Origin of the sequence: Pseudomonas sp. LA5, assembly GCF_028640825.1 — a bacterium.
Classification (GTDB): Bacteria; Pseudomonadota; Gammaproteobacteria; order Pseudomonadales; family Pseudomonadaceae; genus Chryseomonas; species Chryseomonas aestiva.
Genome location: NZ_JAQYZY010000020.1, coordinates 52205 through 66546, shown reverse-complemented (window position 1 = coordinate 66546; position 14342 = coordinate 52205). Strand labels below are relative to the sequence as shown.

The following is a 14342-nucleotide window of genomic DNA, read 5'->3' as shown; positions in this document are numbered from 1 at the left end:
TCGGCAGCGGGAGGCGAATCCTACAGCATCCTGAGACGCTGTCAACCCCCCTCCGCCTCATCTCGTCATCACCCGGAGGTGAAGACCAAACAGCGAAGAATCCGTGGACCCCTCGCCCGGCTCAGACCTAAGTGCTTGATTTTCAAGCCGCTTCAGCGTCTGCGCCGGAAGTGGGGCGCATTATAGGGGAGTTTCAGGACAGGTCAACAGGTTATTTCAAATTTATTGCCGACGGACACTGATGCGGGCAAAGGCCTTCTTGCCGGCCTGACATATATAGGTACGGCCGATCTCAAACAGGAAGCCGCGATCGACCACCTCGCCATCCACCTTGACGCTACCCGCGGCCAGCAGATCGCGGGCTGCCGCAGCGTTCTTCACCAGCCCGGCTTTATTGAGGACAGCAGCGACCGGCAGCGCCGCATCGGTTTCCAGCTCGACTTCCGGCAGGTCTTCCGGCAGCTCGCCATCCTTCATGCGGTTGCCTGCGGAGCGGTGGGCGGTCTGGGCGGCTTCTTCCCCGTGGAAGCGGGCGACGATCTCTTCGGCCAGCTTGATCTTGATGTCGCGGGGATTGGCGCCCTGCTCCACATCGCTACGGAACTGGGCGATCTCCTCCAGGCTGCGGAAGCTGAGCAGTTCGAAATAGCGCCACATGAGGGTATCGGGAATGGACACCAGCTTGTTGTACATCACCCCCGGCGCTTCCTGGATACCGACGTAGTTGCCGAGGGACTTGGACATCTTCTTCACGCCATCCAGACCTTCGAGCAGCGGCATGGTGAGGATGCACTGAGCTTCCTGGCCGTAGGCGCGCTGCAGTTCGCGGCCCATGAGCAGGTTGAATTTCTGGTCGGTACCACCCAGCTCGACATCGGCGCGCAGGGCAACGGAGTCATAGCCCTGAACCAGCGGATAGAGGAACTCATGGATGGCGATGGGCTGGTTGCCCGCGTAACGCTTGCTGAAGTCGTCGCGCTCGAGCATGCGCGCCACGGTGTACTGGGAAGACAGACGAATGAAGTCGGCCGGCGACAGCTGATCCATCCAGGTGGCATTGAAGGCCACTTCGGTACGCGCCGGATCAAGGATCTTGAATACCTGGGCCTTGTAGGTCTCGGCATTCTCCAGCACCTGCTCGCGGGTCAGTGGTGGGCGGGTGGCGCTCTTGCCACTGGGGTCGCCGATCATGCCGGTGAAGTCGCCGATCAGGAAGATGACCTGATGGCCCAGCTCCTGGAACTGGCGCAGCTTGTTGATCAGCACGGTGTGGCCGAGGTGCAGATCCGGAGCGGTCGGATCGAAGCCTGCCTTGATGCGCAACGGGGTGCCGCGCTCCAGTTTTGTTACAAGCTCTGACTCGACGAGCAGCTCATCTGCTCCACGCTTGATGACCGCCAGCTGCTCCTGGACCGTTTTCATGGGGGCTTCGCCTCTGAATTTCGAAAGCGTGAACCTTATCAAGATGCCCCTAGTAGCCGCCAGCCGGCACGTCGGATCACCACCCCAAAGGGTTGTGACAGCCAGATTTTGATTATATTTTAGGCAGTTATTCACTTCTTTTAACGTCAGATCATCACTTTAGCTAAATGACGAAGCCAATCCCCAAAAGTCCGTTCTACCCCAAAAGCCACCTCGTGGCCGCCAGCGGGGTGGCCGCACTCTTGAGTCTGGCCTTGCTCGTGTTTCCCTCTCAGCAGGTCGAGGCGAAACGCACTTCCATCAATCTGGATGTTGAACAGGACGCCCGGAGCGTCGTGCAGGGTCAGGATGACCTGAAGGAGCAAGTGCTCGCAGATACTCAAGCCGCGGACACCCAGTCCCCCTCCCCCTTTGCCCAGGTAGCCCCGGAGCAGACGGAAGCCCAGACCGCCGAGGAAGCGCCTGCCGAAGAAGAAGTTGCCGCCACGGAACGCGTCGAGCCGCAGTGGAAGACCGAAACCGTGCGCAAGGGCGATACCCTCTCGACGCTGTTCGAGCGGGCCGGCCTTGCCGCTGCCGTGGTGCACGAGGTGCTGGCCAGCAGCAAGGAAGCCAAGAAGCTGACTCGCCTGCGGGTGGGCCAGAAGATCGAATTCCAGCGTGATACTTCGGGTGACCTGCTGGCGGTGCGCACCAAGCTCACCGCGTTGCAGACCCTGTCGCTGGTCAAGTCCGACCAGGGCTACGAGGTCGAGCACAAGACCGTCACCCCGGACATCCGCAAGGCCTATGCCCAGGGCCGGATCAGCAGTTCGCTGTTCGCCTCGGCGCAAAAGGCCGGGCTGTCCCATGACATGACCATGGCGCTGGCCACCATCTTCGGCTACGACATCGACTTCGCGCTGGACATCCAGGAAGGCGACGAATTCGAGGTGGTCTACGAGGACAAGGTGGTCAACGGCAAGCACGTCGGCTACGGCAATATCCTGGCTGCTCGCTTCGTCAACAAGGGCAAGGCCTACACGGCCGTGCGCTACACCGCCAAGAACGGCACCACCAACTACTACACGGCGGAAGGCGGCAGCATGCGCAAGGCCTTCATCCGTACCCCGGTGGAGTTCTCGCGGATCAGCTCGCGCTTCACCATGGGCCGCTTCCACCCGGTGCTGAACAAGATGCGCGCGCACAAGGGCGTCGACTATGCCGCGCCCACGGGTACGCCGATCCATGCTACCGGCGATGGCAAGATCGCCAAGGCCGGTCGCGAGAATGGCTACGGCAACGTGGTGATGATCCAGCACGGCAAGACCTACACCACCGTCTATGGCCACATGAGCCGGATCGCCAAGGGCATGCAGGCCGGTGCCTCGGTGAAGCAGGGCCAGGTGATCGGCTACGTGGGCATGACCGGCCTGGCGACTGGTCCGCACCTGCACTATGAATTCCGCATCAACGGCAACCACGTCGATCCGCTCGGGGTGAAGCTGCCCATGGCCGATCCCATCGCCAAGAACGAAATTTCGCGTTTCCTGGCGCAGAGCCAGCCGCTCATGGCCCGCATGGACCAGGAACGTGCCTCTCTGCTCGCGATGAACAAGCGCTGAGATGAAGCGCTACCTGGGGGTAATGTCCGGCACCAGTCTGGATGGACTGGATGTTGCCTTGATCGAACAGGACGAGCGGACCCGTTTCGTCGCCGCCCTGGGCGTGCCCATGCCGGACGCGCTACGCCAGGAGCTGCTGGCGCTGTGCGCGCCCGGCGACAACGAGATCGAGCGCATCGCCCGGGCCGAACAGGCCTGGGTCAGGCTGGCCGCCCGGGGTATCGCCGAGCTGCTGGCCCAGCAGGGACTGACCTCCGCGGATATCCGCGCCGTGGGCAGCCACGGCCAGACCATCCGCCATCTACCGGCACAGGGCTACACCCTGCAGATCGGCGATGCCGCCCTGCTGGCCGAGTTGAGCGGTATCGACGTGGTCGCCGACTTCCGCCGTCGCGACCTGGCCGCCGGGGGTCAGGGGGCACCCCTGGTCCCGGCCTTCCATGCCGATCTCTTCGGCCTGGATCGCCCGCGTGCGGTACTCAATATCGGTGGCTTCAGCAACGTGACCCTGCTGGCGCCGGGTCTGCCCGTACGGGGCTTCGATTGCGGACCGGGCAATGTGCTGCTGGATGCCTGGATCCACCACAGTCAGGGGCGATTCTTCGATGCCGATGGCGCCTGGGCGGCGCAGGGGCAGGTCGTGCCGGCGCTGCTGCAACGGCTGCTGAGCGATCCCTTCTTCATGAAGAGCGGACCGAAGAGCACCGGGCGCGAGCACTTCAATCTGCCCTGGCTACAGGGACAGCTCGCCCAGCATGACGCGCTGGATCCGGCGGATGTCCAGGCCACCCTGGCCGAGCTGAGCGCTCGCAGCATCGCCGAGAGCATCCTGGCCGCCCAGGCGGTGGACGAGGTGCTGGTCTGCGGCGGCGGGGCGCACAACCGGGATTTGATGGCGCGTCTGGCCAGGCAGCTGGCGCCAGCCGTGGTGCAGAGCACCGCGGCCTATGACGTCTCGCCGGACTGGCTGGAAGCCATGGCCTTTGCCTGGCTGGCCCAGCGCTTCTGCGAGCGCCTGCCCGGCAACTGCCCGGAAGTCACCGGCGCCCGTGGCCTTCGCTTGCTGGGTGCGCTCTACCCGCACTAGCCAGCGCGCTGGGCCGAGGAGGTTGCCGGGTCAGATGGAGAAGGACTGACCACAGCCACAGGTGGTGGCGGCGTTGGGATTCTTGATGACGAAACGCGAGCCTTCCAGGCCTTCCTGGTAGTCCACCTCGGCGCCGGCCAGGTACTGGAAGCTCATGGGATCCACCACCAGGTGCACACCATCGCGCTCGATGACGGTGTCGTCGTCGGCGGAATCTTCGTCGAAGGTGAAGCCGTACTGGAAGCCCGAGCAGCCGCCACCCGTGACGAAGACGCGCAGCTTCAGGCGGGGATTGCCCTCTTCCTCGATCAGATTCTTCACCTTGCTGGCCGCGCCCAGGGTGAACTGCAGGGGGGTCGGGGTGAAGGTTTCAATGGTCATTGCCGTAGTCTCCCGGCTTGCGCCGAACACAATTCAGTCAGGAAATTATCCGCTTGCCCGAGCAAAACGGTCAACTATTGCGCGACCATGGGCTGCCGGCCGAGACGACCGGAGTGAATGACTTGCCGGCAGCGCCACTCTAATATCGCGCCGCCCGATAAGGAGAACGCCCCGATGCTCTATCTTTGGTTGAAAGCCTTCCACCTGATTGCCCTGGTCTGCTGGTTCGCCGGCCTGTTCTATCTGCCGCGTCTGTTCGTCTATCACGCCCAGAGCAGCGACGCCGTGAGCCACGAGCGCTTCTGCCTGATGGAACGCAAGCTGTATCGCGGCATCATGCTGCCGGCGATGATCCTTACGCTGCTGTTCGGCATCGGCCTGCTGGTGATCAATCCGAGCTGGCTGACCCAGGGCTGGATGCACACCAAGCTGGCGCTGGTGGTGGTGCTGATCGGCTATCACCATGTCTGCGGCGCCATGCGCAAGAGATTCGAGCGCGGCGAGAACAAGCGCAGTCATGTGTTCTATCGCTGGTTCAACGAGGTGCCGGTACTGGTGCTCATCGCCATCGTGATTCTGGTGGTGGTCAAACCCTACTAGGCTCTGTAAGAAAAGTGCCTACGCTCGGCAATGCTGCGTTAGAAATCAGCGCGGAATGCTCATTTACCACTCGTAAACTCGTTCGCGAGCCCGGTCCGCTTCCTTGCCGATTTTTGCCTTGCCTGACCTTCGCTCGGCGACTTTTCGTACAGACCCTCAGTGCGGCAGATCCGCCGGCGACCGGCGTTTTCCTGGAGAAAGCAGTATGCAGCGTTATGCCCTGGTAACCGGTGCCTCGTGCGGGATCGGCCTGGCCCTGGCCGAGGCCCTGGCAAGACGGGGTCAGCCGCTGATCCTGCTGGCGCGGCGCAAGGACAAGCTGGAAAGCATCGCCGCCGAACTGGCCCAGCGCTTCGACGTGGAGGTGCTGTACCGGGTCTGCGACCTGGCGGAGCCGCTGCACCTGACCGGTCTGCTGCACGAGCTGGAGCAGAGCGAGAGAGCCATCGGCCTGCTGGTCAATTGCGCCGGGATCGGCAGCGGCGGGGATTTTCTCGCCGCCGACTGGCCGCGGGTGCAGGAGCAGCTGGAACTGAACATCCTGGCGCTCACCCGCCTGTGCCATGCCCTGGGCCAGCACATGGCGATCCAGGGTGGCGGTCAGATTCTCAATGTCGCCTCGACCGCGGCCTTCCAGCCCATTCCCTACATGAGCAGCTATGCGGCGACCAAGGCCTATGTGCTGCACTTTTCCGAGGGCCTGCGCGAGGAGCTCAAGAAGCGCGGCGTCTCAGTGTCGGTGCTCTGCCCCGGGCCGACCCGTACCGCCTTCTTCAAGAATGCCGGGCTGCACACCGGGCGCATGGAGCAAGGCAAGCTGCTGATGTCCGCCGAGGAGGTGGCCCTGGCCGCGGTGCGCGGGCTGGAAAGGCGCCAGGCGGTGATCGTCCCGGGCTGGCGCAATCGCCTGGGCAGCCTGTTGCCGCGCTTCTTCCCCCGCGCCCTGGTGCGTTCGGCCGCGGTGCGGGTCGGCAAACTCTTTCAACCCGCGTAAGGGTGATCCCGCCAGTCGAACCTGCCGGTGGGCGGTAGCCGCTGGTACACTCAAGGTCTATTCAGCCAGCAGGAGATCGACGTGGATTGTCTGTTCTGCAAGATCGTCGCCGGGGACATTCCGGCCAAGGTGCTCTACGAGGATGATCAGGTCATGGCCTTCCATGACATCGCCCCGCAGGCGCCCGTGCACTTTCTGGTCATCCCCAAGAAGCACATCGCGACCCTGCACGACCTCAGCGAGGCCGATGACAAGCAGCTCGCCGGCCATATCCTCTTCACCGCCCAGCGCCTGGCGCAGGAGCAGGGCTGCGAAGAAGGCTTCCGCGTCGCGATGAATTGCAACGCCCTGGGGGGCCAGACGGTCTATCACATCCATATGCATGTGCTGGGCAAGCGGCAGATGACCTGGCCTCCGGGCTGAGCCACGTTCTCTCCTCCCTTCGCCCGCCAAGGAGATCACCTTGAGATCCAAGCGCCTCTACTCCCCCCTCGATCGACTGCTGATCCAGGCCGATACCGCTCTGCGTACCCTGACGCCCTTCAGTGGCGCTCCCACGCGCAGCTCGCCGGCCATTCCACTCAAGGATGCCGAGCTGAGCGACGAGGAACGTCGTCACGCGGCCGGCCTCATGCGCATCAACCACACCGGCGAGGTCTGTGCCCAGGCGCTGTACCAGGGTCAGGCGCTGACTGCCAAGTTGCCGGAAGTCCGGGAGGAAATGGAGCGTTCGGCAGACGAAGAGATTGATCACCTGGCCTGGTGCGAGCAGCGCATCCGTGCCCTGGGTGAGCGCCCCAGCCTGCTCAATCCGCTGTTCTATGGCCTGTCCTTCGGGATCGGCGCCGGTGCCGGGCTGATCAGCGATCGCCTGAGTCTGGGCTTCGTCGCCGCCACCGAGGATCAGGTCTGCCGCCATCTGGACGAGCACCTGGACACGCTGCCGGCAGCCGACGCCAAGTCCCGTGCGGTGCTGGAACAGATGCGTATCGACGAAGAGCAACATGCCGAGCACGCCCTGGCGGCCGGTGGCTGGCGCTTTCCCACGCCGGTCAAATACGGCATGAGCCTGGTGTCCAAGGTGATGACCAAGACCACCTACCGCATCTGACCTGCGGTTGGCGCCCACGAAAAAGCCCTGCCTCGGCAGGGCTTTTTGCTGTCTGCAACGCTAGATATCGAAGAAGACGGTTTCCTGCGGACCCTGCAGATGGATGTCGAAGCGATAGGCCAGGCGGCCATCGATTTCGCAACGGCGCGCCAGCAGGGTGGGGCGGCGCTCCGGCTCCGGCAGGTTGTAGACCGGACAGCGGGCGTTGGCCTCGGCTTCATCGTCGAAGTAGAGGCGGGTCTGCAGGTGGATGTTGATGCCGCGGGCGAACAGGGTGACGTTGATGTGCGGCGCCATGGGCTGGCCGCGCTGGTCGGCGACCTGGCCGGGCTTGATGGTGTGCAGCGTCCAGTCACCGGCGTCGAAGGTGGTGGCGGTGCGACCGAAGCCGTTGAAGGCCTTTTCCACGTCGTAGACCGGGTCGTATTGACCCTCATGGTCGGCCTGCCAGAACTCCAGGAAGGAATCGCGCACCAGGTTGCCGTTGCCGTCGAACACCTGGCCGGTGAGCAGGATGTGCTCGCCGGGAGCATCGGGACTGGCCAGCTCGTTCCAGATCTCGACCGCGCGGGTGGGATTGCCGGCGGCGGCCAGGGCCAGGCCGATATGCACATAGGGGCCGGCAGTCTGGGAGGGGGTTTCCGGTAGCAGGTCGTGGCGGTTGGGGGTCATGTCGGCGTCCTCAGTGATGTTCGAAGAACGTCTGCCGCGCGCCGCGGGTGACGATGTCGAAGCGATAGGCCAGGCAGTCCATGGGATTGGCCATGCTCATATCCAGGCGGGCGATGAGGGTCTGCACCGCGTCAGGATCGGCAATGGACTTGACGATGGGGCACAGCGGGATCAGCGGATCGCCCTCGAAATAGAGCTGGGTGATCAGCCGGGTGGCGATGGCCGGACCCATGACCGAGACGTGGATGTGCGCCGGACGCCAGTCGTTGCTGCCGTTGCGCCAGGGATAGGGACCCGGGCGGACGGTGCGGAAGACGTAGTTGCCCTGGCTGTCGGTACGGGTGCGGCCGACGCCACCGAAGTTGGGGTCCAGCGGTGCCAGGTAGACGTCGTTCTTGTGCCGGTAGCGACCCCCGGCATTGGCCTGCCAGATCTCCACCAGGGAATTGGGCACCGGCTTGCCGAACTGGTCACGCAGGGTGCCGAACAGGATGATGCGTTCGCCCTGGGGCAACTGACCGGTGCCGAAGTTGAGCAGCAGGTCGTTGTCGTGCGGCCCGAGCGGCAACCGCGAGAAGTCCGGGCCGCTGCGCTCGGACGCGGTCTGGTGCTGCAGACTGACCAGCGCCTGGCGCGGTGAGCGGGGAATCGAGGATTTGTAGGCGGGCGTATAGGCCTGGGGATGCCAGGTGCGATCACGGGCGACGTAGCGAACGTCGTGGGGCTTGTTATGCATTGGAATGCTCCACGGAAGGATCGGGGCCAAGACTGGCTGGTCCCAGTGTGGCCCAGGTCGCCGCCTGGCTGAATTGAAAGCTGCGCCCTGACCCATAACCTAATGGTTAAGGGTCAACTCGCCGGCCACCTCGCGCAGGACGTCGCAGAATCTCTGGGTGGCCAGCGACAGGGACACGCTGCCATTGCGGCAGATGCCGACCGAGCCGCCGGCTTCGCGGACGCCAAGCTCCACCTCGATCAGCTCGCCGCTGGCCAGGTCGCGACGCACTGCATCCCGCGGAGCGATCCACAGGGCCTCGCTCTGGCGGACATACTGGCGGCTGAGGGTCGGCGACAGGGTTTCCAGCCGCTGGGGACTGAGTGGGATACCGCATTGCACGAAGAGACTCTCGGCGTGGCGGCGGATGGTGGTACCGGGCAACGGCAGCACCAGGGGATAGCGCGCCAGGGTCGCCAGGTCCGCCGGCAGCGCCTGGCTCAGCGGATGCCCCGGACGGACCACCAGGGTCAGGGCCTCGGTATAGAGGTGCTCGAAGTCGAGACCGTGGATGTCGGGACTGTCGGTCATGCGACCGACCACCAGATCCAGATCGCCGACTCGCAGCTGACCCAGCAGGTAGGCGCTGGGGCCGGTGGCGACGTTGACGATCAATTGCCGGTGCCGCTCGTGCAGCCGCGCCAGGACCTCGGGCAGTACCTGGCTTTCCACCGTCGACAGGACCCCGACCCGTACCAGGCCACCGGCCTCGCCGCCGCGCACCAGTTCCATTCCCTCACGCAGGGCCTGGACGCAGGGACCGGCATGGCGCAGGAACAGCAGGCCGGCTTCGGTGAGGGTCACCTCGCCCTTGCCACGCTCGAACAGGCGCACCTCGAGAATCTCCTCGAGTTCGCGGATGGTCTTGGAAATGGCCGGCTGGGATACAGCGATGGCATCGGCCGCCTTGGCGAAGCTGCGCTGCTGGGCGATCTCCAGGAAACACAGCAGATGCCGGAATTTGATGCGGTTGTCGAGATTCATGACGCTCTCAAGGCAAGGCTCGGGCCAGAGACTACCACCCGGCGGTCGTGGAAAACCCTTGGAGTCAGCAGGGGCATCCTTTGCTACAGTGCCGCCTTCTCTTCCGGAATCTCTCCATGTCGATCCGTGCCCAGCAGAAGCTGCAAACGCGCCAGGCGCTGCTGGAATCGGCGCGCCTGCTGATGAACAGCGGCCGCGGCTTCGGCAGTCTCAGCCTGCGCGAGGTGAGTCGCCAGGCCGGCATCGTCCCGGCGGGCTTCTATCGCCACTTCAGCGACATGGAAACCTTCGGCCTGGCCCTGGTGGCCGAGGTGGGCGACACCTTCCGCGACGCCCTGCGCCAGGTGCGTCATCACGAATTGCAGCAGCGCGGCATGATCGAGGCCTCGGTGGAGATCTTTCTCGGCGCCGTGAGCGACAACCGCGATCAGTTCCTCTTTCTCGCCCGTGAGCAATACGGCGGCTCCCAGGCCGTGCGCCAGGCCATTGCCGAGTTGCGCCAGCGCATCACCCAGGACCTGGCCCGCGACCTGCTCGCCCTGGGTCGGCTGCCCCATCTGAGTCCGTCGCAGATCGATGTCCTGGCCGACCTGGTGGTGAAGACGGTATTCGCCACCCTGCCGGAGCTGATCGATCCGCCGCCGCTGACCACACCGCCACCGCTGTGGCCGGCGGCGAAGATGGTGCAGCAACTCAAGCTGATCCTGATCGGTAGTAAGCACTGGCGGCGCGGCGAGCGCACCAATGCCCCAAAGGAGGGCGTCGCCCTGCTAGCCGATGCAATGGCGCACCAAATAAGAGCAAACTGATCGCCAGGTCAACTTTCAGCGCCCCAGAACCAGGCGACTTGCGCGCCTTGGCAGGCCCCTTGCTGTAGAGCTGGGCAAAACTGCCAAGAGTCCTGCCATGCTGGTCGTCCAAAGCCGCTGCGCACCCCGGGATACCTGGGACGCCGAACTCCACCTCACCTACGACGCCCGCAGCAAGAGTCGCCTGAGAGCCACCACCAGCGCTGGCGAAGACGTCGGCCTGTTCCTCGAACGCGGACAACCGCCGCTGGCCGATGGCGACTGTCTGGAAGCCCGCGATGGCCGCATCGTGCGCATCGTCGCCCGGCCGGAAAAACTGCTGCATGTGACCTGCGCCAGCGCCTTCGAACTGACCCGCGCCGCCTACCACCTGGGCAATCGCCACGTCGCCCTGCAGATCGGTGACGGCTGGCTGCGGCTGCTGGACGACTATGTGCTCAAGGCCATGCTGGAGCAGCTCGGCGCCCGGGTCAGCGAGATCGAGGCCGGCTTCCAGCCCGAGCACGGCGCCTACGGCGGCGGTCACCATCACTCGCGCCATGGCGAGGAAGGTTTCAACTACGCACCCAAGCTGCACCACTTCGGCGTGCGCACGTGAATTCGCCCTTCGCCCTGCTGCGCCTGGCCAGTCCCCAGCTGCCGATTGGCGGCTACAGCTATTCCCAGGGACTGGAACTGGCCATCGACAGCGGCCTGATCCGCAGCGCGGTGGAGGCCGAGACTTGGCTGCGTGACAGCCTCGAACTCAATCTCGCCCGCTTCGAGGCGCCGCTGCTGCTGGCCCATTGCCAAGCCGCCGCGGAGGGCGACTGGACTCGCCTGGGCGCGCTGGCCGAGCGTCACCGTGCCAGTCGCGAGACCGCGGAATTCCAGCTGGAAAGTCGCCAGACCGGCTATTCCCTGGCGCAGCTGCTGCTCGGACTGCCGGAGCTGGATGACGCCAGCCGCCGTCTGCTCGGCGAGCTGGCCCCGACCTTCGCCCTGGGTTGGGCGCTGGCCGCCCGGGCCTGGGCCATCGCCCCCCGGGCCGCCCTGGACGCCTGGCTGTGGACCTGGCTGGAAAATCAGCTGGCGGTACTGATGAAAACCCTGCCGCTGGGCCAGCAAGCCGCCCAGCGCCTCACCTCCCTTCTGCTGCCGACCCTGACCGCCGTGGCCGAGCACGCCGCGGCCCTGCCCGAAGCGACCTGGGGCGGCGCCCCCTTCGGCCTGGCCCTCAGCAGCATGGCCCACGAGCGGCAGTACAGCCGCCTGTTCCGTTCCTAGGAGATCTCCTGATGACTACCCAACCCCTGCGCGTCGGTATCGGCGGACCGGTCGGCTCCGGCAAGACCGCCCTCACCCTGGCCCTCTGCCGCGCCCTGCGCGAGCGCTACAACCTGGCGGTGGTGACCAACGACATCTACACCCGCGAGGACGCCGATTTCCTGGTGCGCAACGAAGCCCTGGCGCCCGAGCGTATCCTGGGCGTGGAGACCGGCGGCTGTCCGCACACCGCCATCCGCGAAGACGCCTCCATCAACCTGGAAGCGGTGGATCAGCTCAACCGCCGCTTTCCCGGCCTGGACCTGATCCTAGTGGAGTCCGGCGGCGACAACCTGTCCGCCACCTTCAGCCCGGAGCTGTCCGACCTGACCCTCTACGTCATCGACGTCTCGGCCGGCGACAAGCTGCCGCGCAAGGGTGGCCCCGGCATCTGCAAGTCGGATCTGCTGGTGATCAACAAGATCGACCTGGCGGAGCAGGTCGGCGCCTCCCTGGAGGTGATGGATCGCGACACCCGCAAGATGCGCGGCGACAAGCCCTTCGTCTTCAGCAATCAGAAGACCGGTGTGGGCCTGGAAGAGATCATCGCCTTCATCGAGAAGCTGGGTCTGCTGACCGCCGCCTAGGAACCTGCTCACGACCTCGCGAGCTAGAGACAAACAAGGCGAAAAGGCCTGAGGAAGCGGAGTTTACAAATGGTAAATGAGCATTCCGAAGGACTTTTCAACGCCGTTTGGCCGACGCGCAGCAGGTCGTGAGCAGGTTATGAGTCCAGGATTTCATCACTCAAGGAGCCCCCATGAAACACGCCAAGATCCTCGCCACCGCCGCCCTGCTGCTCGCCCCGGCCCTGGCCTTTGCCCATCCGGGTCATGCCGAGAATGGCCTGGCCGCCGGGGTGCTGCACCCCCTGACCGGTCTCGACCACCTGCTGGCCATGCTCGCCGTGGGTCTCTGGGCCGCCCAGCAGCAGGGCAAGGCGCGCCTGGCGCTGCCCTGCACCTTTGTCGGCACCATGCTGATCGGCGGCCTGCTGGGCTTCACCGGGCTGGAGCTGCCCTTGCTCGAGACCGGCATCGCCGCCTCGGTGCTGGCGCTGGGCCTGCTGGTGGCCCTGGCCGCCCGTCCGCCGGTGGCCGCCGCCGTCGGCCTGACCGCCGCCTTCGCGCTGTTCCATGGCGTGGCCCATGGTCTGGAGCTGCCGGAGATGGGCAATCCCTGGGCCTATGCCCTGGGCTTCGTCGCCGCCACCGCCACCCTGCATGGCCTGGGCTATGCCGTGGTGCGCTACCTGCCCCAGGCGGCCACGCCGCTGGTGCGACTAGCCGGCGTCGCCACCGCTGTGGCCGGGGGCTGGCTGCTCGCCGCCTGATCCGTCAGGCGATCCCCAGTTGCTGGCGCAGTCGCGCCAGCACACCCTCTTCCGCCACCGCCGGCAACTGCGCGGTATAGCCGCCAAAGCCGGCGAAGCGTGTGGCGAAATCCACCTCGAGCACGAATCTGTTGTCGAACTGCGGCGAGGCCAGGGGTGCCAGCACCTCGGCTGAATAGGTGTCGCGCGGATCGCTGCCCAGCCGCACCGGCAGGTCGCCGCTCTGCTGCCGATAGGCGACCCAGGGCGAATAGGTGAAGGCCTCCAGCCGGCCCCGCGCCAGGTCCAGTTCCAGCAGGCGCAGCAGGCCGTTGCCGCCGGCGTATTCGGTCTGGTAGTTGATCAGCAGCAGATCCACCGGATGGCCCAGGTCATTGGTCAGCCGCAGATGACCGCTGCCGTGGTTGTGGCCGTTGAGGGTCAGGAAGATCTGGTCGTTGCGGCGGATCAGCCGATTCCATAGCCGCACCCCGGTGTCGTTGCGCCGGGTGGAGAGCACGGCCTGGCCGTTCACCAGATCGACGATGTTGTGCGAGGCCAGGATGGTCGGCAGGTGCGGATAGCGATTCAGCATGCCCTGAGCCCAGTCCAGACTCTGGTCCGAGGGACACCAGTCCAGGGTCAGCAGCAGGAAGCCCTGCCCCAGTGCCGAGAAACGATGGGCCTCGTTGAGGCCGGTGACATCGCGTTCGATGAAGGTGGACTGGCGCGCCGCCCGCTCGCGGCCGAAGTACTGGGTGAAGAGTTCGCGACCGTCACGCAGGCGATCCTCGGTGTAGAGCTCGACGACATCATGGTCGCCGGTCATGACGCTGTAGGGCACCCCGGCCTGCTCCAGCCGTGCCATGGCGTGACTGGCCAGGGCCCATTCGCCACGCTGCTCGGCGTTTTCCACCAGATCGCCCAGGTGCACCACGAACGGCAGGTTCAGCGCCGCAGCGTTGTGCGCCAGCCAATGGGTCTGGGCATGAAAGGCCAGTGCCGGCGGATAGCCCAGGTGCCCATAGCGCTCCACCCGCCGGCCATTGGGCAGCATCTCGTGGTTGTTCTCGCTGTAGTACTGGGTATCCGGCAGGACACCGAGCAGGAAGCTGCTGCGCGACGGCAGCGGCGCCAGCGGCGCGAAGGTATGCCGTTCGAACCAGAGTGCGCGGTGTTCCGGCAGGCGGTAGCGCTGGGTGGGCTTGCAGGCGGCCAGCAGCGGCAGACCGGCCAGCGCCAGGCACAGCCGGCGACGTTTGAAATCGGGTGAATCGGTCATCACA

At 65.2% G+C, this 14342-nt stretch carries 17 protein-coding genes; 11 read left to right on the top strand and 6 right to left on the bottom strand.

The genetic code is table 11. The features are described 5' to 3' along the window. Positions 1-222: 222 nt before the first annotated feature. Entirely contained in the window at positions 223-1422 is a 1200-nt protein-coding gene (tyrS, locus tag PVZ72_RS04175) for a tyrosine--tRNA ligase (protein WP_273861279.1), read from the bottom strand. Between the two features lie 167 nt (positions 1423-1589). On the opposite strand from tyrS, the gene PVZ72_RS04170 reads away from it, so the two are divergent. Then, positions 1590-3026: an OapA family protein gene (locus PVZ72_RS04170; protein ID WP_273861278.1), complete on the top strand. Its 1437-nt coding sequence runs from the start codon at positions 1590-1592 to the stop codon at positions 3024-3026. Position 3027: 1 nt separating this feature from the next. Then, positions 3028-4113, top strand: a complete 1086-nt coding sequence (locus PVZ72_RS04165) for an anhydro-N-acetylmuramic acid kinase (protein WP_273861277.1) — start codon at positions 3028-3030, stop codon at positions 4111-4113. 30 nt (positions 4114-4143) lie between these two features. Here the strand turns inward: PVZ72_RS04165 and erpA are convergent, their stop codons facing one another. Beyond that, positions 4144-4494 (bottom strand): iron-sulfur cluster insertion protein ErpA, encoded by a 351-nt coding sequence (gene erpA, locus PVZ72_RS04160; RefSeq protein WP_007162616.1) that lies wholly within the window; start codon positions 4492-4494, stop codon positions 4144-4146. Between the two features lie 174 nt (positions 4495-4668). On the opposite strand from erpA, the gene hemJ reads away from it, so the two are divergent. The 4 genes from hemJ (at position 4669) to coq7 (ending at position 7199) form a co-directional block, all read left to right on the top strand. Next, entirely contained in the window at positions 4669-5094 is a 426-nt protein-coding gene (gene hemJ, locus PVZ72_RS04155; protein ID WP_058792657.1) for a protoporphyrinogen oxidase HemJ, read from the top strand. Between the two features lie 205 nt (positions 5095-5299). Further along, entirely contained in the window at positions 5300-6088 is a 789-nt protein-coding gene (locus PVZ72_RS04150; protein WP_133863071.1) for an SDR family NAD(P)-dependent oxidoreductase, read from the top strand. A gap of 81 nt (positions 6089-6169) precedes the next feature. After that, complete coding sequence (locus tag PVZ72_RS04145; protein WP_017642985.1) at positions 6170-6511, top strand: histidine triad nucleotide-binding protein; 342 nt, start codon at positions 6170-6172, stop codon at positions 6509-6511. Between the two features lie 40 nt (positions 6512-6551). Continuing rightward, entirely contained in the window at positions 6552-7199 is a 648-nt protein-coding gene (gene coq7 / locus PVZ72_RS04140) for a 2-polyprenyl-3-methyl-6-methoxy-1,4-benzoquinone monooxygenase (RefSeq protein WP_187980448.1), read from the top strand. A gap of 60 nt (positions 7200-7259) precedes the next feature. On the opposite strand, the gene pcaG is transcribed toward coq7, so the two are convergent. The 3 genes from pcaG to pcaQ all read right to left on the bottom strand — a co-directional run bounded on the left by pcaG (position 7260) and on the right by pcaQ (position 9630). Beyond that, positions 7260-7871, bottom strand: a complete 612-nt coding sequence (gene pcaG, locus PVZ72_RS04135) for a protocatechuate 3,4-dioxygenase subunit alpha (RefSeq protein WP_187980449.1) — start codon at positions 7869-7871, stop codon at positions 7260-7262. A gap of 10 nt (positions 7872-7881) precedes the next feature. Next, a complete protein-coding gene (gene pcaH, locus PVZ72_RS04130; protein WP_007162622.1) occupies positions 7882-8607 on the bottom strand; it encodes a protocatechuate 3,4-dioxygenase subunit beta in 726 nt (241 codons plus the stop codon). 99 nt (positions 8608-8706) lie between these two features. Further along, positions 8707-9630 (bottom strand): pca operon transcription factor PcaQ, encoded by a 924-nt coding sequence (gene pcaQ, locus PVZ72_RS04125; protein ID WP_133863067.1) that lies wholly within the window; start codon positions 9628-9630, stop codon positions 8707-8709. Between the two features lie 116 nt (positions 9631-9746). Here pcaQ and PVZ72_RS04120 point away from each other — a divergent pair, with 116 nt between their 5' ends. The 5 genes from PVZ72_RS04120 (at position 9747) to PVZ72_RS04100 (ending at position 13077) form a co-directional block, all read left to right on the top strand. Next, the gene (locus PVZ72_RS04120) at positions 9747-10439 is read left to right on the top strand and encodes a TetR family transcriptional regulator (RefSeq protein ID WP_273861276.1); all 693 of its coding nucleotides are present in this window, start codon (positions 9747-9749) and stop codon (positions 10437-10439) included. A gap of 97 nt (positions 10440-10536) precedes the next feature. Continuing rightward, positions 10537-11037, top strand: a complete 501-nt coding sequence (gene ureE, locus PVZ72_RS04115) for an urease accessory protein UreE (RefSeq protein WP_187980451.1) — start codon at positions 10537-10539, stop codon at positions 11035-11037. Beyond that, positions 11034-11705 (top strand): urease accessory protein UreF, encoded by a 672-nt coding sequence (locus PVZ72_RS04110; RefSeq protein ID WP_187980452.1) that lies wholly within the window; start codon positions 11034-11036, stop codon positions 11703-11705. The genes ureE and PVZ72_RS04110 overlap by 4 nt, the downstream gene beginning before the upstream one ends. 11 nt (positions 11706-11716) lie before the next feature. Continuing rightward, positions 11717-12331, top strand: a complete 615-nt coding sequence (gene ureG, locus PVZ72_RS04105) for an urease accessory protein UreG (protein ID WP_273861275.1) — start codon at positions 11717-11719, stop codon at positions 12329-12331. Positions 12332-12504: 173 nt separating this feature from the next. Next, positions 12505-13077: a HupE/UreJ family protein gene (locus PVZ72_RS04100; protein WP_187980454.1), complete on the top strand. Its 573-nt coding sequence runs from the start codon at positions 12505-12507 to the stop codon at positions 13075-13077. 4 nt (positions 13078-13081) lie between these two features. Here the strand turns inward: PVZ72_RS04100 and PVZ72_RS04095 are convergent, their stop codons facing one another. Then, positions 13082-14338: a metallophosphoesterase gene (locus PVZ72_RS04095; protein WP_273861274.1), complete on the bottom strand. Its 1257-nt coding sequence runs from the start codon at positions 14336-14338 to the stop codon at positions 13082-13084. Positions 14339-14342 lie beyond the last annotated feature (4 nt).

Coding starts and splice junctions, on each gene's coding strand:
- PVZ72_RS04100 (WP_187980454.1), top strand. CDS start 12,505: ATGAAACACGCCAAGATCCTCGCCACCGCCGCCCTGCTGCTCGCCCCG.
- pcaQ (WP_133863067.1), bottom strand. CDS start 9,630: ATGAATCTCGACAACCGCATCAAATTCCGGCATCTGCTGTGTTTCCTG.
- pcaH (WP_007162622.1), bottom strand. CDS start 8,607: ATGCATAACAAGCCCCACGACGTTCGCTACGTCGCCCGTGATCGCACC.
- PVZ72_RS04165 (WP_273861277.1), top strand. CDS start 3,028: ATGAAGCGCTACCTGGGGGTAATGTCCGGCACCAGTCTGGATGGACTG.
- tyrS (WP_273861279.1), bottom strand. CDS start 1,422: ATGAAAACGGTCCAGGAGCAGCTGGCGGTCATCAAGCGTGGAGCAGAT.
- PVZ72_RS04150 (WP_133863071.1), top strand. CDS start 5,300: ATGCAGCGTTATGCCCTGGTAACCGGTGCCTCGTGCGGGATCGGCCTG.
- hemJ (WP_058792657.1), top strand. CDS start 4,669: ATGCTCTATCTTTGGTTGAAAGCCTTCCACCTGATTGCCCTGGTCTGC.
- erpA (WP_007162616.1), bottom strand. CDS start 4,494: ATGACCATTGAAACCTTCACCCCGACCCCCCTGCAGTTCACCCTGGGC.
- ureE (WP_187980451.1), top strand. CDS start 10,537: ATGCTGGTCGTCCAAAGCCGCTGCGCACCCCGGGATACCTGGGACGCC.
- PVZ72_RS04170 (WP_273861278.1), top strand. CDS start 1,590: ATGACGAAGCCAATCCCCAAAAGTCCGTTCTACCCCAAAAGCCACCTC.
- PVZ72_RS04120 (WP_273861276.1), top strand. CDS start 9,747: ATGTCGATCCGTGCCCAGCAGAAGCTGCAAACGCGCCAGGCGCTGCTG.
- ureG (WP_273861275.1), top strand. CDS start 11,717: ATGACTACCCAACCCCTGCGCGTCGGTATCGGCGGACCGGTCGGCTCC.
- pcaG (WP_187980449.1), bottom strand. CDS start 7,871: ATGACCCCCAACCGCCACGACCTGCTACCGGAAACCCCCTCCCAGACT.
- PVZ72_RS04095 (WP_273861274.1), bottom strand. CDS start 14,338: ATGACCGATTCACCCGATTTCAAACGTCGCCGGCTGTGCCTGGCGCTG.